The sequence below is a fragment of the Lysinibacillus sp. GbtcB16 genome (assembly GCF_019091145.1).
Lineage (GTDB): Bacteria > Bacillota > Bacilli > Bacillales_A > Planococcaceae > Lysinibacillus > Lysinibacillus fusiformis.
The window spans coordinates 991,526-1,016,988 of the sequence record NZ_JAGXJV010000001.1 but is presented as its reverse complement, the minus strand read 5'-3'; the positions used below and the strand labels follow the sequence as shown (position 1 = coordinate 1,016,988).

Annotated in this window: 25 protein-coding genes; 4 read left to right on the top strand and 21 right to left on the bottom strand. The window is 39.1% G+C overall.

What is annotated here, in order from left to right:
* Window positions 1-7: 7 nt before the first annotated feature.
* From KVT27_RS04895 to KVT27_RS04865, 7 genes are all read right to left on the bottom strand, one after another.
* On the bottom strand, window positions 8-2,836 hold the full coding sequence (locus tag KVT27_RS04895; protein WP_217580850.1) for a M14 family metallopeptidase: 2,829 nt from the start codon (window positions 2,834-2,836) through the stop codon (window positions 8-10).
* A 5-nt stretch (window positions 2,837-2,841) separates the two neighbouring features.
* Window positions 2,842-3,744 carry an ABC transporter permease gene (locus KVT27_RS04890; protein WP_052059823.1) on the bottom strand — a complete coding sequence of 301 codons (903 nt, stop codon included), beginning with the start codon at window positions 3,742-3,744 and terminating at the stop codon, window positions 2,842-2,844.
* Window positions 3,744-4,676 carry a nickel ABC transporter permease gene (gene nikB / locus KVT27_RS04885; RefSeq protein ID WP_036124886.1) on the bottom strand — a complete coding sequence of 311 codons (933 nt, stop codon included), beginning with the start codon at window positions 4,674-4,676 and terminating at the stop codon, window positions 3,744-3,746. The genes KVT27_RS04890 and nikB overlap by 1 nt, the downstream gene beginning before the upstream one ends.
* A 66-nt stretch (window positions 4,677-4,742) precedes the next feature.
* Window positions 4,743-6,323, bottom strand: a complete 1,581-nt coding sequence (locus tag KVT27_RS04880) for an ABC transporter substrate-binding protein (RefSeq protein ID WP_150907869.1) — start codon at window positions 6,321-6,323, stop codon at window positions 4,743-4,745.
* Window positions 6,324-6,354: 31 nt separating this feature from the next.
* Window positions 6,355-7,146 carry an IclR family transcriptional regulator gene (locus KVT27_RS04875; protein WP_036147744.1) on the bottom strand — a complete coding sequence of 264 codons (792 nt, stop codon included), beginning with the start codon at window positions 7,144-7,146 and terminating at the stop codon, window positions 6,355-6,357.
* Window positions 7,143-8,120, bottom strand: coding sequence for an ABC transporter ATP-binding protein (locus tag KVT27_RS04870; RefSeq protein WP_036124880.1), 978 nt, complete (start codon window positions 8,118-8,120; stop codon window positions 7,143-7,145). Before KVT27_RS04870 ends, KVT27_RS04875 begins: the two co-directional genes overlap by 4 nt.
* Window positions 8,095-9,108 (bottom strand): ABC transporter ATP-binding protein, encoded by a 1,014-nt coding sequence (locus KVT27_RS04865; RefSeq protein WP_191967758.1) that lies wholly within the window; start codon window positions 9,106-9,108, stop codon window positions 8,095-8,097. Before KVT27_RS04865 ends, KVT27_RS04870 begins: the two co-directional genes overlap by 26 nt.
* Before the next feature lie 515 nt (window positions 9,109-9,623).
* Between KVT27_RS04865 and KVT27_RS04860 the strand changes: the two genes are divergently transcribed.
* The 4 genes from KVT27_RS04860 (at window position 9,624) to KVT27_RS04850 (ending at window position 12,696) form a co-directional block, all read left to right on the top strand.
* Window positions 9,624-10,085 (top strand): chemotaxis protein CheX, encoded by a 462-nt coding sequence (locus KVT27_RS04860; protein ID WP_036124878.1) that lies wholly within the window; start codon window positions 9,624-9,626, stop codon window positions 10,083-10,085.
* A 324-nt stretch (window positions 10,086-10,409) separates the two neighbouring features.
* Entirely contained in the window at window positions 10,410-10,532 is a 123-nt protein-coding gene (locus tag KVT27_RS26990) for a hypothetical protein (RefSeq protein WP_009370491.1), read from the top strand.
* 24 nt (window positions 10,533-10,556) lie between these two features.
* Window positions 10,557-11,048, top strand: a complete 492-nt coding sequence (locus KVT27_RS04855; protein ID WP_008176413.1) for a cupredoxin domain-containing protein — start codon at window positions 10,557-10,559, stop codon at window positions 11,046-11,048.
* Window positions 11,035-12,696 (top strand): b(o/a)3-type cytochrome-c oxidase subunit 1, encoded by a 1,662-nt coding sequence (locus KVT27_RS04850; protein WP_036124876.1) that lies wholly within the window; start codon window positions 11,035-11,037, stop codon window positions 12,694-12,696. Before KVT27_RS04855 ends, KVT27_RS04850 begins: the two co-directional genes overlap by 14 nt.
* Window positions 12,697-12,744: 48 nt before the next feature.
* Here KVT27_RS04850 and KVT27_RS04845 read toward each other — a convergent pair whose 3' ends face one another.
* From KVT27_RS04845 to KVT27_RS04780, 14 genes are all read right to left on the bottom strand, one after another.
* Entirely contained in the window at window positions 12,745-14,241 is a 1,497-nt protein-coding gene (locus KVT27_RS04845; RefSeq protein ID WP_217580848.1) for a carboxypeptidase M32, read from the bottom strand.
* 73 nt (window positions 14,242-14,314) lie between these two features.
* Window positions 14,315-15,409 carry a helix-turn-helix domain-containing protein gene (locus KVT27_RS04840; protein ID WP_217580846.1) on the bottom strand — a complete coding sequence of 365 codons (1,095 nt, stop codon included), beginning with the start codon at window positions 15,407-15,409 and terminating at the stop codon, window positions 14,315-14,317.
* A gap of 64 nt (window positions 15,410-15,473) precedes the next feature.
* A complete protein-coding gene (locus KVT27_RS04835) occupies window positions 15,474-15,659 on the bottom strand; it encodes a hypothetical protein (RefSeq protein WP_081937070.1) in 186 nt (61 codons plus the stop codon).
* 331 nt (window positions 15,660-15,990) lie between these two features.
* Window positions 15,991-16,938, bottom strand: a complete 948-nt coding sequence (gene mdh / locus KVT27_RS04830) for a malate dehydrogenase (RefSeq protein WP_008176430.1) — start codon at window positions 16,936-16,938, stop codon at window positions 15,991-15,993.
* Window positions 16,938-17,300 carry a BMC domain-containing protein gene (locus KVT27_RS04825; RefSeq protein ID WP_036124869.1) on the bottom strand — a complete coding sequence of 121 codons (363 nt, stop codon included), beginning with the start codon at window positions 17,298-17,300 and terminating at the stop codon, window positions 16,938-16,940. Before KVT27_RS04825 ends, mdh begins: the two co-directional genes overlap by 1 nt.
* Window positions 17,293-17,577: a EutN/CcmL family microcompartment protein gene (locus KVT27_RS04820; RefSeq protein WP_008176433.1), complete on the bottom strand. Its 285-nt coding sequence runs from the start codon at window positions 17,575-17,577 to the stop codon at window positions 17,293-17,295. The genes KVT27_RS04825 and KVT27_RS04820 overlap by 8 nt, the downstream gene beginning before the upstream one ends.
* A 36-nt stretch (window positions 17,578-17,613) precedes the next feature.
* Window positions 17,614-18,483 carry a phosphate propanoyltransferase gene (locus KVT27_RS04815; RefSeq protein ID WP_036147736.1) on the bottom strand — a complete coding sequence of 290 codons (870 nt, stop codon included), beginning with the start codon at window positions 18,481-18,483 and terminating at the stop codon, window positions 17,614-17,616.
* 12 nt (window positions 18,484-18,495) lie between these two features.
* A complete protein-coding gene (locus tag KVT27_RS04810) occupies window positions 18,496-19,086 on the bottom strand; it encodes a phosphate propanoyltransferase (protein ID WP_036124865.1) in 591 nt (196 codons plus the stop codon).
* Between the two features lie 90 nt (window positions 19,087-19,176).
* Complete coding sequence (locus tag KVT27_RS04805; RefSeq protein ID WP_008176438.1) at window positions 19,177-19,455, bottom strand: BMC domain-containing protein; 279 nt, start codon at window positions 19,453-19,455, stop codon at window positions 19,177-19,179.
* Between the two features lie 16 nt (window positions 19,456-19,471).
* Window positions 19,472-20,962, bottom strand: a complete 1,491-nt coding sequence (locus tag KVT27_RS04800) for an aldehyde dehydrogenase family protein (RefSeq protein WP_217580844.1) — start codon at window positions 20,960-20,962, stop codon at window positions 19,472-19,474.
* Between the two features lie 15 nt (window positions 20,963-20,977).
* Window positions 20,978-21,628 (bottom strand): ethanolamine utilization microcompartment protein EutL, encoded by a 651-nt coding sequence (gene eutL, locus KVT27_RS04795; RefSeq protein ID WP_036124863.1) that lies wholly within the window; start codon window positions 21,626-21,628, stop codon window positions 20,978-20,980.
* 11 nt (window positions 21,629-21,639) lie between these two features.
* On the bottom strand, window positions 21,640-22,650 hold the full coding sequence (gene eutC, locus KVT27_RS04790; RefSeq protein ID WP_036124861.1) for an ethanolamine ammonia-lyase subunit EutC: 1,011 nt from the start codon (window positions 22,648-22,650) through the stop codon (window positions 21,640-21,642).
* 9 nt (window positions 22,651-22,659) lie between these two features.
* Window positions 22,660-24,030 (bottom strand): ethanolamine ammonia-lyase subunit EutB, encoded by a 1,371-nt coding sequence (locus KVT27_RS04785; RefSeq protein ID WP_042737470.1) that lies wholly within the window; start codon window positions 24,028-24,030, stop codon window positions 22,660-22,662.
* A 5-nt stretch (window positions 24,031-24,035) separates the two neighbouring features.
* Window positions 24,036-25,460 carry an ethanolamine ammonia-lyase reactivating factor EutA gene (locus KVT27_RS04780; RefSeq protein WP_150907873.1) on the bottom strand — a complete coding sequence of 475 codons (1,425 nt, stop codon included), beginning with the start codon at window positions 25,458-25,460 and terminating at the stop codon, window positions 24,036-24,038.
* Between the last annotated feature and the right edge of the window lie 3 nt (window positions 25,461-25,463).

The window sequence follows — 25,463 nt, the reverse complement described above, 5'->3', positions numbered from 1 at the left end:
GTGTTAGTCACCTAATTTCTATCGGACGTTTTTTTATGTAGCGTCCAGATTGTTTTTGTTTATTTACTGGAGTAGCTAGTGCAGCTTCTAAAATTGCCTGATTAAATAATTGATGGGCTGCCATACACGATAGTAATTCCTCACCATAAACGATTTCATCTGCAACTTCCGAAATGATATCTAAAGCGACCCACTGTGGATAACGTAAAATACTAACCGATGAATACGTAGGTGTTACTTCCATACTACGATAAAAGTTAATATTCCCCATTTCTTCAATCGGATATTTATCTGGGTCCCACTTTGTTCCATATTTATAGTATCGATTGCGCCAATACGCATTTTCTTCAGCAAACGTAGATCCATCAAACATCCTATTAACTCTTTCCGCTACTAGGTCCAGATTTTTAGCCTGAATTTCCTTCGTATCATCATCTGCATAACGACCAATTCCATAAATTTTGGCACTTGGAAGCGTATAAGAAACTGGGAAAATAGGTGGGCATGCGTAACCTGCGAACGGTTGAACCCACTCACGAGCAGGTATTCCATGGTCATCAATAACAATATCTGGAGCCCATTTTTTTAAGATAAGTGGTAATACATTTGCCTCTCCGAACACACTTTTTCGGAATTTCACATGGGCAAATTCTAATCCCACAGCATTAAATCTTGCAGCATGATGCTTCCACTTCGGATGCTCCTTTGTCAAACATTCCATAATTTCATAGCCATCAGGGTTCGCTAAAGGGATAATAATGACATTCATTTTTTTTAATATGTCTGGATGCTGACAAATAATATCTTCCATTAGCGCCAAAATTGCTGGAGTGCTAGATACCTCATTTGGATGATGACCAGCTTCAAAAACAATCGTATGTTTTTCATCTGATTTTTTTAGCCCTGAATAATATTCACTCGTAATAGGTTCCGTCACTTCTAAAAATGGAATGACAGTACCTTTATAAGATATATCTCCATAATTCAATTTGACCTCTGCGTATTGTTTAAAACGCTCTACTAATGGAATTATATTTTTCATGTTGTGTTTTAAAAAGGTTTTTGCCTTAGTGACCTTCAGTTCATTACCGATAGACATTTCTACAGTGTCAAACTGTCCTTCTTGATTAAACAAGATTCGTTTTGTAACGGGTTCCGTCATCGGTTTGTCATTCCACTGGTAAACCTTTATGGCACTTTTAATAGGCTTATACAAATCTTGTTCTATATGAATATAAGGAATAACACCACCTGGCGCTTTGTAAGGCTGATTAACTAACTGGCGACCAAGCTCTTGAAAATAGTCTAAAGTATTAAAGTATAAATCCTCGTATAACGCCTCAAACGATGAGTTCGCTTCTTGCTGGACGCCTATTTCTTCTTCGATTCCAGAAGAAGTAAAGTCAATTTCAATTCGATCGAATAATGGAAATAGCTGAGCTTGATCAACGTTATGGGGATCAATTTTTAACTCTTTCACCATTCGTGGCAATAATTCCTTCATATAGTATTTATAGAAACGTTCACGATCAGAAAATATGATGTTCTCCTGCACTCGCTCTGTCTTGCTGAATAATCTATACCCAGCGGTAGTTGGATAGGCCTTTTTCTGACCATCAACATAATCCACCTCACTAATAAGTGGATCGAGCTCAGCTATTAATTGATCATCTACAAATACTCTATACACATGTTGTTGCGTGCTGGAAAGCTCAAATTGCACATGCTCTTTAGGTATGCCATACTGGATTTCAATCATTTCATCCACAGGGTATAGCTCCATAATCCAGCGATTATGTTGCTCTAAGCCGTTTACACTTAGCCCATCCTTACAAACTATTTTTACATTTTCAAAGCGCCCCTCGACAGATGGAAGTACTTCCTCTAATATCCAGTATAACCCTGTTTTAAAGGCAGAGCGAACTTTAATGGTTGTCAAATCTGAAAACTTTTCATTTAAATCTAGCTTAAATTGATCACGATTTATTTTGGTGGCCGTCATATAAATTTCAGCCTCTAACGCTCTATCTTGCTCTTCTTCTATCGCTTTTATCATGTATGAAGCCTCAGATTCATCGCTCCATTGTTCTTCCATTAAAATAGCCGCTTCATTCACTTGTTTTTCGTTTAACTCCCAAACTCCAAGCAGTCCTCCCTCAGACACATGCTTTGCAGTTGCAATGGAATGGATAACCGTCGGTAGGCTGTCTTTCGTACCACAGATTTGAATGGCGTTTTTGGCGGTCAATTCCATATAACTTTCGTTTTCGTGCTTGAATGAAATGGTTATATGTCGCTCTTCTGATGTTATAGCTGGTAATGAAATGGATGTGGCATATAGGCCTAAACGCAATGCTAGATAGCAAGTCTCTTTTAATAGAGCATTTGTCTTTAATTCTTCTTGTATATCCATTTTCACACTTACATGTTGCTGGGGATGTGCCTCATCCTTTTCACCCGTGCCATAGGCTGACCAAAGATGACTTAAATTTTCGTAATACGTTAAAGGGCTGTCCGTTTGGGTGTCGACCATTCCTTCACTGGCTATTGCACTTAACCATGTAGAAAGTGCTGATTCACTCTCATAATAAATGATCCATGTAGAGTCATCTTGTGAAATAAATGTACTAGTATGCTGTAAAAACTTCATTGTATAGGACTGATTGGCTCGCTGAAATAAATCAAAGTCTACTTCATTTGATTCAAAGCCTAAGCGTAAGCAAAAATCAATTAATCCTAATGGAGCTAAATCTTTAGGTAAATCTATAAATAAAGAAGGTTTTTTGTTCGTTTCGTTCTTTTGAAATAAACTAGAAAAAAATATAGAGTTCATCATATCACCTAAACTTTCATATTTGGATCTAAGCGATCTCGCAACCAATCTCCCAATAAATTAAAGCCTAACACAGTTAACATAATGGCCACCCCAGGGAAAACAGATATCCACCAAGCTGAGGTCATATAATTTCGACTATCCGCTAACATTCCTCCCCACGAAGGCACTGTAGGCTCCACACCTAACCCTAAAAATGTTAAAGATGCCTCCAATAAAATAAACTCTGCAATACACATCGTTGCTAACACTAAAATGGAGGAGGCAACATTAGGAAGTATATGCTTCATGATTATTTTGAAATGTGTTCCACCAATTGCCTTTGCTGCTTGGATATACTCTTGTTCCTTTAAAGCCAAAATCTCTCCTCGAATTAATCTCGCAAAACTAACCCAATATGTAAGTCCTAGGATAATAATAATTTTTTCAATACCTGTTCCAAAAACACTCATAATGACGATGGCTAGTAAAATAAACGGTAACCCCATTTGAACTTCGGCTAGCCGCATAATTAAATCATCCATCCATTTCCCAAAGTAACCTGAAATTATTCCTAGAAATGTACCAAGCACTAAAGAAATGATTACGCCACAAATCCCAACTAATAGAGATATACGAGCTCCGTAAATAATTCTACTTAGCAAATCACGCCCAACCTGATCTCCTCCGAGTAAGTATTGGGATTTACCAGTATCATCTAGCCATTTGGGTAGGTCAAGCCGATGTCCTAAGCTAGCCGCCCCCGGATCATAGGGAGCAATATATGGTGCAAATATAGCACATAGTATCGTAGTGACAACCAATAATAAGCCAATTATGCCCGTTGGATTATTCTTCACGAATTTAAGAACGGTTACTAGTTTATTGGCTTTTTTCATTTCGATTGCTTCTGTTTCCATTATTTGAGTCATTATTGCTCACCTCTTCCAGTTCTTATTTTTGGGTTAATTAATGAGTAGCATAAATCAACGATTAGATTGACTAAAATCATAATCAGTGCTAAAAGGATGATTCCTCCCTGGACCACTGGATAGTCTCGTTGATTAATAGAATCAACAATTAACCTTCCAATCCCGGGCCAAGAAAAGACTTGCTCAACAATAACCGCACCTCCTAATAGCCCCCCAAACTGTAAACCAACAAATGTTACAGTTGGCAATAAGGCATTGCGGAAAGCATGTTTAATGATCACTAGCCATTCTCTTATTCCTTTCGCACGTGCAGTTGTGACGTATTGCATTTTAAGTACTTCCAGCATAGACGTACGAATTAATCGAACTAAAATACCAGATAGGATGAGCCCTAAGGCAACGGATGGCAAAACTAATGAGCTAAACCCATCAAATCCGGATACTGGCAGCCATTTTAGTTGAACAGCAAAAATTAAAATTAGCATGAACGCCAACCAAAAATTAGGGAAGGAAATACCTAACAAAGAAAAAATACGACTAAACACATCAATGGATTTTCCTTTATAAATAGCGGATAGAATACCTAGCGGAACAGCTATTAACAAAGCCACTGCCATTCCACCTAAAGCAAGTGCAATTGTCGGCCACGCTCGTTCGAGTAACATCTCTAAAACAGGGCTATTGGAGCGATAGGACGTACCAAAATCAAGTGTCACTAAATCCTTCATAAATATGAAGTATTGCTCCCAAACAGGTTTATCTAAACCCAGTTTGGCTGTCAGTTCTTCTACTGCCTGCTGTGAAGGTTCACCAGCCCCAAACATGATACTTACGGGGTCACCTGTCAAACGAATGGAGAAAAATATAATTAATGAAACCGCAATGATCACCAGCACGGTATGCGACAAACGTCGTAGAATATAGGAAAGCATAATTCCATCCTCCTAATGTGAAATGAAAGAGATAGTATGCTAGCATACTATCTCATAATTTTTTACTTACTCGACAGTGACACCTGCAAAATTAAAGCGGCCATCATGTGGTGGTTGGAAGCCTTTTATTCGTTTATTCACTGCGTATATTTCAACTTCAGAATATAAGTTGACTTCAGTTGCATCTTCATATAATACTTCTGTAAGCTCTTTAAAGACCTTTTGTCTTTCGTCATTATCAATAGTGGCACGCTCTGCTGCTAATAATTGTTCTACTTTGTCATTTTTATAGGATGGGTTCCAGAATTCCCCCTCGTGATACATTAAATAAGCGGTATTATCAAAGTCTAGCGTCCAGCCGCCCCAACCATTTTTATACATATGGCCAGCTTTTCCTTGAGGAATTAGCTCTGATTGGAAGGTCGTATTTTCCACACTATTAATAGATACTTTAATTCCAACTTCCTCTAAGTAAAACGCTACTGCTTGTGCAATCTCTTTAAATGTTCCATCTGTACCTGGAATAAAGAAATCTAATGTAGTACCTTCAGGAACTTTCGCTTCAGCCAGTAATTCTTTTGCCTTTTCAGGATCATATGGATATGGCTCTAAATCGTTATTATAGCCAAATGATAAATCACTTTGGAATGAGCTTATCAGATTCCCATAGCCACCTAAAATTTCTTTTACAATCGTTTCTTTATCGATAGCATAGTTAATAGCTTGACGAACACGTACATCATCAACTGGCTTTTGTGCCGTGTCAAAACGAATTGAATAAGCTGTAGGTGTAGACACTTCCATTAATTCAATAAAGTCAGTTCCTTCTGCTGTTGCAGCTTGGGAAACTTCCAAACGTGTCATAATATCAATATTGCCTGTTTGTAATTCTGCAAGTGCTGTTGCAGTTTCTGGAATTACTTTAAATGTAACTTTATCTAGTTTAATAGCATCTTTATTCCAATAACCTTCATTACGTTCAATTACCACTTGTTTATCTCGTTGATAATCTGTCATTTTAAACGGACCTGTACCAACAGGTTTCATATCAAAATTCTCTGCTCCCTGTTCTTGAATATATTTAGGTGGTACGATTACAGCACCATATCCTGATAGTTTTGTAAGTAATACTGGATCTATAGAATTTAAGTGCATCGTTACTTCATATTCACCCGTTACTTCCACATTTTCAATGGAAGTGTAATTTGAATATTGAGGACCTTTTTGACCTTCATCACCTAGCAGACGATCAAAAGTAAATTTAACGGCCTCCGCATTAAATGGTTCACCATTATGGAAGGTAACGCCTTGGCGTAATTGAAAGACAATTGTTTTGTCATCTTTATATTCCCAAGATTCCGCTAATCCAGGTTGAATTTCTAAATCTAAAGAACGACTAACTAACCCTTCAAATACTGATGTTGCTACTGTACTCCAAGACAGTAAAAACGTATCAATCGGGTCCCAGTTTTGAGGATCTCCTGCCACACGGACAACTAATTCATTACCCCTTGTGAGTGCAGCATTTTCTCCAGAAGATTTGCTACTATTTTTACTATCCTCTTTTGTTGATGTACCGCCACTACATGCTGACAACATAATCATCATGCAAACTAGTAATAGCGCTAGCCATTTTTGCTTCTTCATTATTGTTCATCCCCTTTTATATTTGTGCTATTTATACGCCATAAGGATATGGCATCGAATAACCTAGTTCAGCCGAAATTAACGCAGCAGTTTCCCACAGTCCCTCTAAAAACATATTTATTTTTTCTTGTGGTAGTAGTGATTCTATACCAGCAATACTAATGGAGTACTCTACTTTTCGATCACTATTAAAAATTGGCACCGCTATTGATACAGTTCCTTCTTCTAGTTCCGACACGCTGTAGGCATAGCCATTTGTCTTACCAAATTCAATTAGTTCATGAATTTCATTATCCGTATGAGGGGTTCCGCTCGCATATTTTTTTCGAGGCTTATGAAGGACCTCGTTAATTTTCTCTTCACATTGAAAAGATAAAAGAATACGTGAGCAAGCGCCTGCGTATAGTGGTGCTCTTCTTCCGACTCTTGTATATAATAGAACCGGTTTTAGACTTTCTATTTTTTCTATATAAAGGCCGTCTGTTTCATCCAATACTACTAATTGAACAGCCAAATCAAATTTCTGTTGTAACATTTTCATATACGGAATGGCTAACGAACGAATCTCTATGGAATTAGCAGCTATTGCCCCTAATTCAATTAGTTTATTCCCCAGTAAATAATGATCACTTAAAACTACCTGTCCACCACTTTGAACATATGGCCGCTTTAATACGCCTAAATCCGTAAATGTTTTTAGAAATCTATGTAAGGTCGGTTTAGGAATGTCGGTTTCTATCGCTAGTTCGTCTAACCGCCAAGAAGGTTTTTCTTCCGTAAATAACGTTAAAATATTGATCCCTTTTTCCAATGTTTTGCTCATGTTAATCGCTCCATTTGTTCTTCATAAAGTAAACAAGAAACTTCATGTTGATCACTAATTTTTTTCAATTTCGGGGGTGTTACTTTACAAATCTCCATACAGTTTGGACACCGCGTATGGAAGGTGCATCCAGATGGAGGATTTGCTGGATTTGGCACATCTCCGCTAAGGACAATTCGATCTTTAACCTTTGAAGGATGAGACTTCGGTAATGCAGAAAGTAATGCTTTCGTGTAGGGATGCTTCGGATTATTAAACAATTCATGTTTGTCAGCTAATTCCACTATCTTCCCTAAGTACATCACCCCTATACGATCGCAAAAATGATGCACAACACTTAAATCATGGGATATAAAAATATAGGTAAGATTCATATCCCTTTTTAAATCTTTCATTATATTAAGCACTTGGGACTGAATGGATACATCTAGCGCTGATACCGGTTCATCTGCAACAATCAATTTCGGATTTGATACTAGTGCCCTCGCAATTCCAATGCGCTGTCTTTGGCCGCCTGAAAATTCATGTGGAAATCGATCTAGCTGCTTTTCTGTAAGCCCCACTTGTTTGGCGACTTCATAAACACGTTGTTTCCTTTCTTCCTTTGTACCGATTCCAAAATTCACTAAAGGTTCTTCAATTATTTTGAAAACCTTCATACGAGGATTAAGGGAAGAGAAAGGGTCCTGAAAAATGATTTGCATATCACGACGTTTTTGGCGGACCTCTTTGGCACTAAGTGTGGCTATATTTTCTCCGTTCAGCAAAATTTCGCCCTCAGTAGGTGTTAGAAGTTGAATGAGTGTTTTGCCCATTGTAGATTTTCCACAACCAGATTCCCCTACTATTCCTAAAACTTCACCTTCGTTGACAAAAAATGAAACATCATCTACTGCTTTTAAATTTCCCGAACGTGACCCTTTCACTGGAAAATATTTTTTTAAGTGTTTAACCTCTAACAATGGACTGCTCATTTACAATTCCTCCTCCCACATCATCCTCTTCATATAACCAGCATCTAACCGTGCTACCAATGGACGTAGTAAATAACTCTGGTTTCTTTTTACATTTTTCAGTTGCAAATTCACATCGATCGAAAAATCTACAACCTGCTGGCATATCGGATGGTGATGGCACCACACCCTCAATAGACGGAAGATACTCTTGCTCTGTCTCAATATCCGGCAATGAGTTTAGTAACCCTTTCGTATAGGGATGGAGCGGATGATCAAATAATTCCAACACATTTGCTTCTTCAACTATTTCACCCGCATACATGACAATCACTTTTTCACAGATTTCAGCCACAACGCCAAGATCATGGGTAATTAAAATAATGGACATGTCCAGTTTTTCTTGTATGTCTTTCATTAGCTCTAGAATTTGCGCCTGAATAGTTACATCTAATGCAGTAGTAGGCTCGTCTGCGATTAATATTTCTGGTCCACAAGCTAATGCCATGGCAATCATCACCCGTTGTCTCATACCACCAGATAATTGGTGTGGATATTCATTAACCACTCTATCGGGACGAGGAATACCAACAAGGCGAAGCATATCAACCGCTCGCTCATGTGCCTCTTTTTTTGAAATTTTTTCATGGCTATGAATCATTTCAATGATCTGGGAGCCTACTTTATACACTGGATTAAGGGAGCTCATCGGTTCCTGAAATATCATTGAAATTTTTTTCCCACGAATCTTTCGCCATTCCTTCTTCAATTTTTTATGAATTTGTTTTTGATCTATGTAAATCTCTCCATTTTGCCATTCAACCCCAGAAGGCAATAAACCCATAAGAGATAAGGATGTCATACTCTTTCCACAACCAGACTCCCCTACAATCCCTAATGTTTTCCCTTTTTCAAGTTGAAATGACACCCCATTCACAATGGAAATATCCTTTTTACTTTGCTGAATACCTATTTTCAAATCCTTTACTTCTAAAATATTCAATCCCATTTTTCCCCCTCCGTTCCATAATATGAAACGCGATTCCATTTTTTAAAATCTTATCAGAGATTAATAGGTTATTTCAATAGTTTTCAGAAAAAAATAAAAATTCTATTTATTATATTTATTTCGGAAAAACAATTAATACTGTTTGTAAACCGCCAAGTATCTTCTTACCTTTCGAAAAATGCAAAAAAAGCATGGTCCCAAGTGCTCGGACCATGCTTAATATTTTTTCTTGTATAATTTCTTATTTCAAATGTGCAGTCGCCTGTTTCATGACGTATTTCCCTACTCCAATATAGATGGCTACAGCTGTTCCAATCAATACGAATGCCATTGCTGACCGCTCCTTTTCATATAAATGTAGTGTTTTTCTCTTGGCTTTCAGACCAATTCATTGAATTTGAAAATCATTCTCACTAATATATTATAAATTTCCTGTTAATTCGTCAAGACATACTTTCATCTTACCCTTTTTACATGGTAAGATGTAGAAAAGTCGGAAAAAGGATGCGGTAATGATGAGTAATTCGAAGTACTTTCAAACTATTTTAAACGGGACTATTCACGCTTTAAAATCAATTCTACCTATGGATATAGAAGTAAAGTCGCCTAGTATTATTTCTGAACCCTTTCAACAGCAGCAAATGGGTGTATTAATTGGTTTAATCGGAGATCTAAAGGGTCGCGTCATCATTGACTCCTCTCCTGAAGTGTTCAGTGGAATCGGTAGTACGATGTTCGGTATGCCGCTTGAAGGAGAAATGCTAGAATCCTTTACAGGGGAATTCGGTAACATGATTGCAGGAAATTTATGTACAGCTGTTGGGCAAGAAAGCTTAGAAATTGACATCACTCCGCCAACTGTGATGGTGGGCAATACAAAATTATATGGCTTTGAGAAGGCATTTGCTCTCCCAGTTTCTGTCCCAAGCGTCGGTGACCTAACAGTTCTATTAACAATTGAGGAAGAAGCGGAGTAGAAAGCTAGGTTTAAAGTCTATGCCAAATAAGACATTATATGCAAGAGCATACTGCATATATGTTTTAAATTTGCCATTTGCCTAGATACTTTGATCGGACTTCCTTAACATCTAGTGTTTTTATTAAAAAAAAGCTAAATATAACAATGAAACAAGCTATCTCGATGACTTTTGAGATAGCTTGTTTTTTTCTCCCCTAAATTCTTCACACTTTCTTCACACAATTTGTCTAGAAGTGTGATTTTTTTCACATCAAATTGCATTGAATTTATATATGATGACTGTAAGAAACACCAACTATAAAAAGCGTAGGAGGAGCAAAAAATGGCAAATAAAAAGAAGTCAGATGAGAATTTAAAAGGTTCACTCTATGCAGTTTTTGGAGTAGGTATTATCATTATTTTACTTTGGGTGTACTGCTTTGATTTGTTCATTGGACGGTTTTAATCTACGAAGAAGGGAAAGAAACATATGCACATACATAAGTATGAGAAGTATTGGCTTGTGTTCGGGGTTGCTACTTTAGTCGCATTCCTAATCATTCTCGGTATCGGAGCATTTCATCAAGGCTCTCACCCGAACAATGGTAAAAAAACACTAGATTACGAGAAAGTGAAAGAGACAGCACCTTTTGATAATCCAGGGGTCCATAAGGTAGAGGGCAAAGATTGGGATTATGAGGTAGTCGTAATAGCTTCTGCATTCAATTATAATCCTCCACAAATTGAGGTACCACTTGGTGCGAAAGTAAAATTTATCGCAACAAGCGAGGATGTCATGCACGGTTTTGAAGTTGCAGGGACGAATATCAACATGATGCTTGAGCCTGGTTATATTTCAGAATATGTAACAGTAGTCAACAAAGTAGGCGAGTTTTTAATCGTATGTAATGAATATTGTGGTACAGGACATACGATGATGCACTCTATGCTAAAGGTGGTGGATTCAAATGAGTCACACTAATTCAATGACAAAAGTAGATCGTCGTGATGCAAAGCTAGCAATGGCGCATATATATGTGGCATTTATCGCATTGCTATTAGGTGGTCTTGCAGGCTTATTACAAGTATTTGTACGTTCTGGTCAATTTACTTTACCAGCGGGCATTGGCTATTACCAAGTGTTAACCGTACACGGAGTATTACTCGGTCTTATTTTAACTACATTCTTTATTTACGGTTTCCAAATTGCCAGTGTCAGTCGTACTTCTGGTACATTTACTAATAGTCAACGCAGACTTGGTTGGATTGGCTTTTGGTTAATGACAATCGGTACAGCCGCTGCGGCAACAATGGTTTTATTGAATAAAGCAACTGTTCTTTATACGTTTTATGCACCGCTAAAGGCGCACTGGATTTTCTATTTAGGCCTTACACTAGTCGTAGTTGGTTCTTGGGTTGGTGGCGCAGGTCAAATTTTACGCTATGCTCAATGGCGCAAAGAAAATAAAGGTAGCGGTCAGCCTAGCCCATTATTATCATTTATGGTAGTTGTAAATAATTTAATGTGGTTCGTTGCAACACTTGGTGTGGCAGCTTCAGTATTAATCCAACTGTTACCATGGTCATTAGGTTTAATTGAACGTGTCGATGTTGCCTTATCTCGTACCCTTTTCTGGTATTTCGGTCATGCACTTGTTTACTTCTGGCTATTACCTGCTTATATGGTTTGGTACGTGATTATTCCAAAGGTCATTGGCGGAAAAATTTTCTCCGATTCTTTAGCAAGACTTTCGTTTATGCTGTTCTTACTCTTCTCTATTCCTGTTGGGATTCACCATCAGTTAACAGAGCCTGGTATTGATGGTACATGGAAGTTCATTCAAGTTGTCTTAACATTTGCTGTAATCGTTCCATCTTTAATGACAGCCTTCTCGATGTTTGCCATGTTCGAATTACGTGGTCGAGAATTAGGTGGAAAAGGACTGTTCGGATGGTTCAAAAAATTACCTTGGAAAGATTCTCGTTTCTTCGTTCCATTTATCGGTATGGTGGCATTCATTCCTGGTGGTGCTGGCGGTATTGTCAATGCCTCCTATCAAATGAACCAATTAATCCATAACACTATTTGGGTGACTGGGCATTTCCATTTAACAATTGCAACCGCTGTTGTTCTAACATACTTTGGTGCGGCCTTCTGGTTAATTCCACATTTAACAGGACGTACTTTAACAAAGGCTTTAAACAATCTTAGTAATTTCGCTGGTATCTTATGGGCAGTCGGTATGACAATTATGTCTTCTGCTATGCATATTGCTGGTCTTATCGGTGCACCTCGTCGTTCAGATTACTCAGAATATGGTGGTGCTTCACAGGCATACGATTGGATTCCTTATCAAATTGCACAGGCTGTGGGCGGAACGATTCTCTTTATCGCCATCCTAATCATTATTTATATCGTTGTGAAATTAGCTTGGTTTGCGCCTAAGGGGGAAGAGGAGTTCCCTATTGGGGATGTACATGAGCTTAGTGGTCCAACACCGGCTATTTTAGAAAACTTTAAAGTGTGGCTTGTCATTTTAGTAGCCTTAATTTTATTCGCTTACACCGTGCCAATCTTTGATATTATTTCGAATTCACCGGCTGGCTCCAAAGGCTATCAATTGTGGTAAGCATTTAGAAACAAGCGATTTCTCATTGTAGAGAAATCGCTTGTTTTTTTATAACTGATATAACTTTGTATATTTATCTTGTAAATAGTCTGCTAGGTATTTGGCATTTAAGCCTTCCCCAGTCGCTTCTTTCAGCAATTCAAATGGCTTTTTCAATGCTCCATATTGATGAACTTTATCTGTTAGCCACTCACGAATAGGTAGAAGCTCTCCCTTTTCTAATAATTCATCAAAATGAGGAATATCCTTATCCATCGCATGCTTCCATTGCGCTGCATAAATCATTCCTAATGCATAAGATGGGAAGTAACCAAACATACCACCTGACCAATGCATGTCTTGTAGTACTCCCATTGCATCTGTCTCAGGGCGAATGCCTAAGTATTCCTCGTACTTATCATTCCATACTTGTGGGAGATCCTTCGCTTGTAATTCTCCATTGAACAAGTCACGTTCAATCTCATAGCGAATCATGATATGTAGTGGATACGTTAACTCGTCCGCTTCAATGCGAATGAAAGATGGTTCTACCATATTGATGGCACGTAAAAAATCGGCTAATGCCACATCACCAAATTGAACTGGTGAGAAGTGTTGAAGACGCTCATAGTTATGCTCCCAGAACTTTTCATTTCTGCCGACAAAGTTTTCATAAAATAATGATTGGGATTCATGAATCCCCATTGATGTACCCGTGGCTAATGGCAAACCTGCAAGTTTTTCATCAATGTTTTGCTCATACATGGCGTGACCGCACTCATGAATGGTACCAAAAATGGCCGAACGGGAATCACTTTCATCATACTTAGTAGTAATACGCGCGTCACCATAGTTTAAGCCGATCATAAATGGATGCACACTTTCATCTAAACGGCCAGCATCAAAGTCGTAACCAAGTTGAGCTAGCATCTCTAGTGATAGTTCACGCTGAGCTTCTCGTGGAAAATGCTTAAATAACATGCTTGTGTCTGGTTTATTCGATGAATCAGCAATTTTTTGTACAAGCTTCACAATGGATTCTCGTAAATCACCAAATACTTGGTCTAATACATCTGTCGTCATGTCCGGTTCATATAAATCGAGCAATGTATTATAGGGAGATCCATTTTTAATGCCCCAATATTGAATGAATTTTTTTTGCCATTGAATGATTTCCTCTAAAAATGGTAGGAATAGTTCAAAATTATTGCTTTCCTTTGCTTCTTCCCATGCCGTTTCCGCCTTTGATTGTAGAATAACAAATTCTTTATACTCTTCAGCAGGAATTTTTTTATTTTGATCGTAATTCTTTCTTACTTCTTCCACTAAACGAAGTGTCACATAATCAAGGTCTGATTTTTGTGCCTCTAAGGCTAATAGTAGCTCACCTAATTCTTCACTCGTTTGCATATCAAATAAGGAGGCTGATAATGTACCTATTACCTCTGAACGTTGTGCTAACCCTTTTTTAGGTGCTCCCGTTCTCATATCCCAATAAATTACATTGAGTGCTTCCTCATAATGCTGCATCTTCTTAACATAGTCAGTAAATTGTTGAACAGTCATGCTTTCATCCTCCTTGTGCTATAAGTTTATCATATTTTCGAAAATTTTGTATATTGTGGGCCGTTTAGTAGTTTTACTCAGATTTTTCATTTTTCACTTTATCTATTATTTTTAAATACTGAGTATCTCCGAGCCCATATTGAGGAAAGAGGCGAAATAATTGTGTTAACAATTCCTGTGGTGACTGATCAACATGTTTCTTAATATAAGTAGAAATATCATTTTCTTCTTTTAAATAGTCAAAATATAATTGAATGCCCTGATACATTACTGGTAAAAGCGTTGCCTCTGGGATACGATGGCGGATCAAAACGTCTTGATAAATCTTTAAATAAACTCCAAGCACGATCTCAATTTCATCCACATCATAGGTCGCTTCCTGTACCATATGGAAATAAACTTTGCCTTCGTATTTTTGCTGCTCCAGAAAAGCAAGTACAGTTAGCAAGTTCATTTGACAAAACATATCATCCCCAAACCATAAAACGATACATTGATAGTTTTTGGTCCACAATGACCTCAAAGGATTCACTGTTATACGCTCATAGTCCTGGACCGTTACTTGGTGTCCAGCAGCACGAATTTTGTTAAATTTTTCACTAAAAATAGGGCTTGCTGTTTGATTGGTACACATGGCTTCATTAAAGGGTACATAATCACTATTCCCCATTAATTGCTGTTTCGAAAACTCCTCGTACATCATTTGACCATTTAAAACATTCAATATCGCTTGATCATATTGCGCATGTATTTTCTCTTGCAATGCTTCAATTTTTAGTTTTGAAGAAATATCCATAGTAAACCATCCTCTTTCATCCTTTAAATTCTTTTTTACAAATGTTTGCAAAGGTTGTGGGGACTTTCGGAATTCATGAGGGCTTATACCAAAGACCTTTTTAAAGGCTCTAGAAAAGGATTCCTGTGTTGAAAAGCCATAATGCAAGGCAATATCGATCATTTTTTCTTCCGACTTTTTTAATGCTTCAGAGGCTAAATATACCTTGCGTAATGAAACATATTTTTTAATGGTGATCCCCGTTATTTGATGGAATTTAAACGAACAATAATACGGGGAATAGCCCATATCTTTCCCTAAATGTTCTAATGTAAAGCCTTCTAAGAGATGATCTTCAATCCAATCTATCATCTCCTGTATGATGTTATTCATCCTCATCCCTCCCCCTTTGATTATAGTAGAGGTGATATGGTTTGTTATGATATAGGTTGTGATATTATTGCACTAATGTTGGAACAATATGTTCCTTGATAAATGACCATCTATCTGGAGCATTGACCATAAAGAGTGAAGATATAGCAACTACTGTGTTCAGTGAAGGAATACAACAGATTATATTGCCGCCATCGCCAACTGCAGCATAAGAAAAGAAATCTTCCCCCACTTCGTTGATACACCACAAATTTTTGAAAATTCACCAATTGTTATCACACCATTCCTTCTCCCTTTTATCTATGTCTTATATCCGTTATACACTTTCCCCTTAGGGCAAAGTCAACTTCCTTTAACCTTTTTGCATAAAAAGCACTTTTTACAAAATAAAAAAGCTGTAGCAAACGATGCGCTTGCTACAGCTCGTCCTCTCTTAATCAGAGAGAGGTATATATTTAGGAGAAGTTTCACTAGCTGTCGAGTAATGTTCGGTTTCCAATCAAACATTTTTAGGAGCTGCCATTCATTTTCAATCGAAAGAAAGATGGGGATTCTTTCTATTCATCGAAAGTAGAGTCTGTTTACTCTATGTTTTGGCAAATGGCAATTACTTGTTTAACAGCCTCCGCAGAATGCTGAAGCGCTGCTTGTTCTTCATTTGTTAGGTGCAATTCGATTACAGATTCGATACCATTGCCGCCTAAAATTGTTGGTACCCCTAGATACAGGTTTTGGTACCCATATTCACCTTCTAATAGGGCAATAGAAGGGACGATTTTCCGTTGATCTTTCATAATGATTTCGACCATTTGTGCGCATGCAGCAGCTGGTGCATAATACGCACTACCATTTCCTAATAAACCGACAATTTCACCGCCACCCTTACGTGTACGTTCGACGATTTGCTGGAGTCTATCCTGGGGGATGAGTTTTTCTAGTGGAATACCTCCTGCATAGGAATAACGGATTAATGGTACCATTTCATCACCATGTCCACCTAGCACAAAGCCAGAGACATCTTCAGGTGCAATTTGTAGCTCCTGTGCAACAAACGTGTTGAAGCGAGCTGTATCTAACACACCAGACTGACCAATAATACGATTTTTAGCAAAGCCTGTTTCCTTGTGACATACATACGTCATGGCATCAACCGGATTACTTAACACGAGGACAATACTATTTGGAGCATAGTGTTTTATTTGTCTTGAAACCTGTTGAATAATTTTCGCATTCGTGGTCACTAAATCATCACGGCTCATGCCTGGCTTACGAGGGATTCCTGCTGTAATGACTACGATATCTGCACCAGCAATATCCTCATAATTACTCGTCCCTTTTATAGATACATTAAACTTTTCTATTGGACCTGTCTGTAATAAATCCAATGCCTTCCCTTTAGTTGGGTTCTCAGCTTCGGGTATATCAACAAGCACGACATCGCCTAGTTCCTTTTGTGCTAAAAATAAACTCAATGTAGATCCGGTATGACCGGCACCAATCACAGCGATTTTATTTTTACGAAATGCCATTATGCCTCACCTCGATTATCTGTCGCTGGTGTTGCTTCGGTTGTTTTTTTAGCACGTGTAGATGTAGGAGCCGGCTTTTTCTTCGGTGCTTCTGGTCCATTAATCATTTGGAATACCTCGTCATCTGGTCTTGGAATTACGTGAGCGCCTAATAATTCTCCAACACGCATAGCAGCCGCTTTTCCAGCTTCTACTGCTGCTTGTACAGAACCTACGTCACCTTTCACGACCACTGTCACAATGCCACCATCTACGAATTCCTGCTTGACGATTGTCACGTCAGAAGATTTAATCATCGCATCAGCCGCTTCATAAGAACCTACCAATCCTTTTGTTTCAATCATGCCAATTGCGCTACTCATTGTCCTCACCTCTCATCACTTCAGTAGAATCAATAATACCTATAACAACTGCATCAATTGGTAACGGATTTTCTTTCATAATATAGCGTGATGAACCGCCACTTGTTATTAGGACATCATCACCAATCCCTGCACCGATACGATCAGCAGCTACAATTTCAGTGCGAATCGGCTGTTGATTAGAGTCAATTGGTTGAATGATTAATAGTTTTAAACCATTCAACCCTTCCTCCTTACGTGTTGCCCATACACTGCCTATCACTCTTCCCATTTGCATGAACTTCACCCTCTTTATGCTACACAGATTAATTTGCTACTCAGAACGGATCGTTAACGTTTTATTTAACTCTCGCAGCTTATCATAAGCTAACGCCGTTACAATGGTTTTCTTTGGCACGACAATTTCTTGCGCATCTATTTCTAACACTTCCAGTTGTGAAAGTAGCTTTTTGTCATAATGATAAATAGCTGGTTTTTCTACCTTTGCTACGACTGGAGACTGCTCTTTCACTGGAATCGATTGCTCATTCACTTGATGCTGAACGATTTCTGCTACTGTTCCTTGCTGAATTAAACCTGCATTGGCTTCATCTGTATCAATATGCATCTCTAATCGATAACGCTCTGATACACGGATAACCACATTCGATAAAATAATTGGGCGAATACCTTCTACCTTGATTTGTACAGACTGTCCATCCATTACATTGAATTTCGCACTGTCTTCAGGGGACATATGAATGTGGGCTTGTGCAATAATGAGTCCTTCATTTAGCACGACACTTCCCTTTGGACCAATCAATGTAACAGGGCTAGAGCCTTGTATATCACCTGAAATTCTTAATGGTGGTTTTATCCCTAGTTTCATGGCATCTGTCCAGCTGACTTCCACTTGTGACAATGAACGAGCTGGACCCAGTATACGCACACGCTCAATTGATCCTTTTGGACCAGCAATGACTACGGTTTCCTCCGCAGCAAATTGCCCAGGTTGGGAAAGCTCAAACTTTGGTGTAAGCTGATAATTCTCACCAAATAGCTGTTCCACTTCTGCTTGTGCAAGGTGGACATGGCGGGCGGATACACCAATTGGAATTTTACCGTCATGTGGAGGGGAAGATTGATTTTTTAAAACTTGCTGCAGAACTTCTTCTACAATTTTTTGCACTAAATTTTCTTGCATCTTGCCTCCTCCTTACGATGTTACTTTTATTAAAGTTCCTTGTGCTTGTTGTTCAATAAAACCAGCGTTTGCTTCATCCGTATCAATGTGCATTTCCAAACTAAAATCATTGGAAACGCGTACAACTACACCACGGAATGTAACTGGGCGGTCACTGATTACTTCTACAGAAACCAATTCATTATTTTGAACTTCCAATACTTTCGCGTCTTCCTCAGTCATATGAATATGTGCCTGTGCAATAATGACTCCTTGCTCAATAGTCAATTCATGATGTTGGCTACTAATTTTGATGCCTGCTGAATGGTCAATATCTCCTGACTGTCTCAGCGGAGGGGTTACCCCTAGTTTCATCGCATCTGTTCGGCTGACTTCCACTTGCGTAGCTGCTCTTACTGGACCAAGTACTCGAACATTATGGATAACGCCTTTCGGCCCCTCAATGGAGACACGCTCCTTTGCTGCAAATTGTCCAGGCTGTGATAAGTCAAAATCCTTTGTTAGCGTTGCTTGTGGACCAAAAAGTGCTTGTAAATCCGCTTCACTTAGATGGATATGGCGAGCCGAAATGGCCACTGGAAATGTTTTTGTTGCTGTTGTCACGTTAGCCACCTCTATATTAAATGGATTGTTGTTCCTTGATGACAAGAGGAGAGCTGTCCTTGAGTTGGATCAGCTCTCATTGCTGATATATTAAGCTTCTGCTTTTGGTAAAATCATTTCTAATTCATGGTGTGGACGTGGGATTACATGAACTGATAAAAGTTCCCCTACACGTTGTGCTGCTGCTGCACCTGCATCTGTTGCTGCTTTTACAGCACCTACATCTCCACGAACAAGAACCGTTACGATACCGCCACCAACATGTACTTTACCTACTAAATTAACGCTTGCCGCTTTTACCATTGCGTCTCCTGCTTCGATTGCTCCTACTAAACCTTTTGTTTCTACCATTCCTAATGCTGTACTCATTTGTCATTCCTCCAAATTATTTATTTTGTAATGTGATTTGTTTTAATACTTGATCAACGATTTGTTGAACCATTGTTGTGTCTAAAGAAGGCTCCTGTGAGACAACCGACTCAACTACGGACTGTACTTCAAACTCTGGTTTTGGCACTTCTACATCCTTAATGCCATAAGCTATACGTTTAATGTTTAAAAGATGTCTTGCTGTAATGTTATCTGACGTAATATTGCCGCCAAATGTACCACAGCCTAATGTAAAGGATGGTGCTAATCCAGTTGTGCCACCTACTGCACCAATAGATGATAGTGTATTCACTACAATACGAGATACTGGTAATTCAACGGAGAATTGCTCTGCTAAAGCTGCATTTTCAGTATGAATCGAGCATGTATGTCCGCGTCCACCAATATTTAAAAGGTCAATCATCACTTGCTTAGCTTCTGTACTGTTTTCTACCGTATAGAGGGCAAAGATAGGTGATAATTTTTCCAGAGAAAACGGGATATTTTTACCAATCATCGTTTCTAAGCCAACAAGTACTTTAGTATCCTCTGGTACAGTGATGCCTACAGAATCCGCTAAGCAGCTTGCTGATTTGCCAACGATTTGTGGATTCACCTTTCCAGGGACTGGTGAGATTAATTTCTCCATTTTAGCTTTTTCTTCAGCATTTAATAGATAGGCACCGTTTTTCTTTAATTCTGTTTGTACCTGCTCTGCAATTGTTTTATCTACAATAATAGCTTGCTCTGTAGCGCAAATTGTGCCATTATCAAACGATTTACTGTGCACCAATTGTCGTACAGACTTTTGGATATTTGCTGATTTTTCAATGTAGGCTGGGACATTCCCGGGTCCTACCCCATAAGCAGGTTTTCCTGAGCTATACGCCGCCTTCACTAATGCGCCGCCACCTGTTGCTAAAATCAAATGAATATCAGGATGCTTCATTAGCTGCTGTGTTGCCTCCATAGAAGACATTGTTAAACATTGTAGTAAACCTTCTGGTGCACCTGCTTGTTCAGCAGCTACTCGGCAAACGTCTAGCGCCTCTTTTGTACATTTCACAGCATATGGGTGAGGACTTAGTACTAAGGCATTTCTCGTTTTTAAAGAAATTAATGTTTTAAAAATAGCTGTAGATGTTGGATTCGTCGTTGGCACAATTCCTGCAATAACCCCAAAAGGACTTGCAATCTCTGCCACTTTTTTCATACGATCATAGCCTACTATACCAACCGTTTTTAATTCTTTAATATCTTCATAGACATCTCGTGAAGCAACTTCGTTTTTCATTTTTTTATGATTAGGGATACCCATCCCTGTTTCTTGCACAGCCATTTTGGCTAAGCGATCCGCTTCCTTAAAGGCAGCATCCGCAACAGCTTTCACAATGCTGTCTACTTGTTGCTGTGAAAATTGCATATAGGCAGCTTGTGCTGTATTAGCATGTTTAACAGCATCTCTCATTTCTTGAATAGCTAATAAGTCTTTGTCTAATGTGGCCATAAAGCCGCCTCCTTTCTAAATCACTGGGTTTCTTGCTAAATTTTCGATGGCTTCTCTAAAAGCTTGTGCCGCAGCCTCACAGGAAGATTGGCTGCCACTTAATAAACCGCCACCAAAATTGGTTTCCGAGGGAGGGCCAAAGAAAACCTTTAGCTCTACATCTGCCGCCTTCAATGCTGCATCTAAACCAACAACTGCCTCCAATGGCGGTGCGATTAAATACGCAAGAGGTGTGCCAACCTTTACATCTGCTAGCTCAGCAAGATACGTCCCACAGCTTGCCACCGTATGGGCAAACAAAGCATGGTTGTCATTGTTATTAATAGCTTCAAAGTACGTGTCAAACTCTATTTTTTGTTGAATGGCATCTAGACCACTACGGATTTCATCAGGTGAGCTCCCAGCAATAATGCCAATAACCTCCCCCGACAAGGGACCAGATGAATGTGCTGCTCCCGCATAGAAACTTTTCGCATAGACAACATCAATATCTGCCTTCTTCGTTGCTTCATCTAATGCTACATATCCTACATCATCAATTGTGAGCGTCACGAGCCCAATACTATGATGGTGCGGCTTCAAATCTAGCTGCTCTGCTAATTCACTGTTAACTCTTGGAATAGTTTGCATCGCCAAAATTTGGGCCATTATTTTTTGAGGATTCATATTTCAGCCTCCTAACCTTCTTTTGCGACAAGCTCTACCCCACTTGCCTCGTAATGCAAGATTTTTTGTACGATTGTTCCAAGGTACGCACCCGCCTCTAATGGTGGGATGCCTCCTTTATGGATATTAGATATGACCATCCGCTCTGCTTCTACTGTGCCGATTCTAGGTTTATAACATAAATAAGCACTCATCGATTCAGCTGATACTAGTCCGGGACGCTCACCAATTAAATAAACAATAACCTCCGCCTGTAACAACTCACCGATTTCATCCATGAGCGCCACTCGGCCTTTATCGATATAGAAGGTTGTTCCAATATCAATATTTAAATTGCTAAGACTTTGCTGAAGCGCTAAATAAACATCTTGTACATTTTCCTCAATCGCACTCGCACTTAAGCCATTCGAAATAATAATCTGTACTTTCGGCTGTTGCTTGCACTTTTGTTGAATTAATGACTTGGCTTCATCTGATAAACGACGACCTAAGTCAGGTCTTGTAATGTATTCCTCTTTATCTGTTACTTTCGTTGTCACTTGAAAGACATCAAGTTTTTGTAAAAGATCTTCTGTCACTTCACCATATACAGCATCCACTGCAGCGGCATGATCGAGACGGAACTTTAACCACGTTTTTGTTTTTGGTCTTGTGCCCGCTCTACCTACTCCAATCCGAGCTGGTGTATGTTTTTTAGCCGCCTGTATACTGTCCGTTAATGTGTCTGCCTCAAACTGAAAAGGTTTAATGGGTACAGCTACATTTAACGGTTGTTCAAAAGTTGCAGGAGCTATATGTGCCTGCTGAGGAGTTCCTTGCTGATACAGCTGAATTAATGGTTCACTTGTTGTAGACATAGGTTCTGCTAATTCTGTAGCACCTTTAGTTGCTGCTGTATCATAGAACTTTATAAGCGGCTCCTCTGTTCGTGTTGTGGTTACCTCTGGAGCTTGTCCTTCAGTAGTTTTCTCCATCTTTTCCATGACAAGTTGTGTAATCATAGAGACTAATTGATCATTCACTCGACTCACCTACCTTTCAAAAATGGATAAATCGCCAGCCCTAGCTGAAAGTCGACCATTTTCATAAATGCCCATTTTCTCTAGCCATGCTAAATATTCTGGTGCTGGTTTTTTTCCAAATGTTTGTAGTAATGTAGCTACATCATGGAAGCTCATTGATTGATAGTTGAGCATGACATCATCACCCATTGGCGCCGCAATAATAAAGTTAACGCCAGCCGCTGTCAGTAACACACTTAAATCTTCCACATCATTTTGATCTGCCTTAATATGGTTTGTATAGCAAATATCTACCCCCATAGGGATACCATGCATTTTGCCCATGAAGTGATCCTCAAGACCCGCTCGTATTACTTGTTTATTGTTGTATAAATACTCAGGGCCGATAAAACCAACTACCGTATTAACGATATAAGGATTGAAATGTCGAGCAAATCCATAATTGCGAGATTCAAGTGTTACTTGGTCGATGCCCATATGAGCTTCTGCTGATAGTTCCGAGCCTTGCCCTGTTTCAAAGTAGAATAGGTTCGGACCAGTACCCGTTCCCTGCTTTTTAATGAGTTCCTCTGCTTCTCGTATTAAATCTGCTGAAATCCCGAATGAACGGTTGGCAATTTCAGTGCCAGCAATACTTTGGAAAATCATATCAGCTGGTGCACCCTGTTTAATGGCCTTCATCTGTGTCGTAATATGGGCTAATACACAATTTTGCGTAGGAATTGACCATTCATTGATAAATTCTTTTGTAGCAGTTAATACCTTTTTGACACTTTCAACTGAATCATCCACAGGATTAATACCAATGACAGCGTCACCAATACCATAGGACAGACCTTCCTTTAGGGAAGCAATAATACCGTCGATATTGTCGGTTGGATGGTTTGGCTGTAAACGTGATGACAGCGTACCTTTTTGACCGATAGTAATATTACATGTCGATAAAATCTCTACTTTATTGGCTGCATGAACAAGATCTAGATTTGACATTAGCTTCGTGACAGCTGCAATAATTTCAGAGTTCATCCCTTTGCTTAAACGCTTTAACTCACGATCACCCGTATCATTCGATAAGATGTATTCGCGTAGCTGCTCAATGCTCCAGTTTTTGATTTCTCCATATATTTGCTCATTAATATCGCCCTCAATAATGCGTGAAACTTCATCATTTTCTTGCGGCACTAATGGATTTTCACGGATATCTTTCACTAGAAGCTCACTTAGTACTGCCTTCGCAGCTATACGTTGCTGAACGGTTTCAGCTGCAATTCCCGCTAGCTGATCACCTGATTTTTCTTCATTGGCCTTGGCCATGACATCTTTTAATGATTTAAAATTATATTTCTCTCCACCAAATATCACCGATAAATTCACATTCATCCTCCTTACTTTGAGTGGAAGGCAAGGGTCTTCACAACAACTGGAACAACGCCTGATGGCAGAACCTCTCCAATGTCGATGTAATCACCCGTCTCCACTTTGATTTGATCGATGCAAATAATTGGGACTGTCGGATTGATTGCTTGTATGGTTTGTCCAATAATCTTTGCATAATCTGATTGAATGACTATGATAATTGGTATGTCCTTGGAGCATCTTGTTGCCAAATGTTGCAATATGGCCTCACACAATGCATGTACATCCTGAAAGCTTAAATACGGCAATTCACTAAAATAGAGTGCAAATGGTGCACGATTATCCTGTATTGCAAATAAATCATCTGCTCGCTCCACCGCTGTTTTCACCGTGCTGTTATAGTCTATTGCTGTTTCATCCAGATGGCAGTTAAACACAGGAACATTTTTGAGTGGTAACACCTCGGCATCCGCCTGGATGGTTGCCCCACTAATTTCCGTAGTTTGTGTACCTGCACCAGTGACGGTCGCACGAGCGGTTTCTTTAGGTTGGAGCCATAAAAACGATTGCAGCTGCTCATGCTGAACGAGCATTTTCGCTAATCGTTCACCAATATCATCATATTGACGCTGTGTACATTCATTTTCATAAATACAAGAGGCTACTCCTCCAGAAAAGACGATGGCATCTACTGGTTTATGCCAGTTTGGCAAATGCCCAAGTAATAATGGATGCTTGTCATCCGTACACTGTCCCTTCAAAATTAAAGCAAGTGTACCGACCATTTCCTCTATACATTGCGTCACTCGAGCATCTTCTGCCGCATCACCGACGGATAACGGATTAGACCACTTTTCCATCAGTTCCATGAGTGGCGGAGAAATTGATTGAATCCTACCATTGTTAAATTCAATCAATCTACCACCAACATGTAAGGTACATGTCCCGATGACTTCTCCAAATTGCATAACTGCAATATTGGCAGTTCCACCACCAATATCAATATTGGCGATCACTTTAGAAGAGTTTTTGGATTGCTGTAAAGTACCTGACCCTTTGGCCGCAATAATGCCTTCTAAATCAGGACCAGCAGTAGCAACTAAAAAATGACCTGCGCCATCTGCAATGGTATGGACAACCTCTCTTGCATTTTCCTTCGTGGCAGATTCGCCAGTTATAATAATGGCGCCCGTCGAAATATCAGTTGGTGCAATTTGAGCCAATTGATACTGCTGAAAAATGAATTCTTCAATTTTTTTCATATCAATGATGTCTTTATTGATAAATGGTGTCTTAATGATGGGACTTTGATGTAACACCGTCTTCTCAATAATTTCAATCCTTGGCACATGGGTTACGCCAGCCACATTCTTTAACAAAAAACGACTAACTACCATTTTGGTCGTGCTTGTCCCAATATCAATGCCAGCACTATAAATTGTTTCAGTTTTCACCCT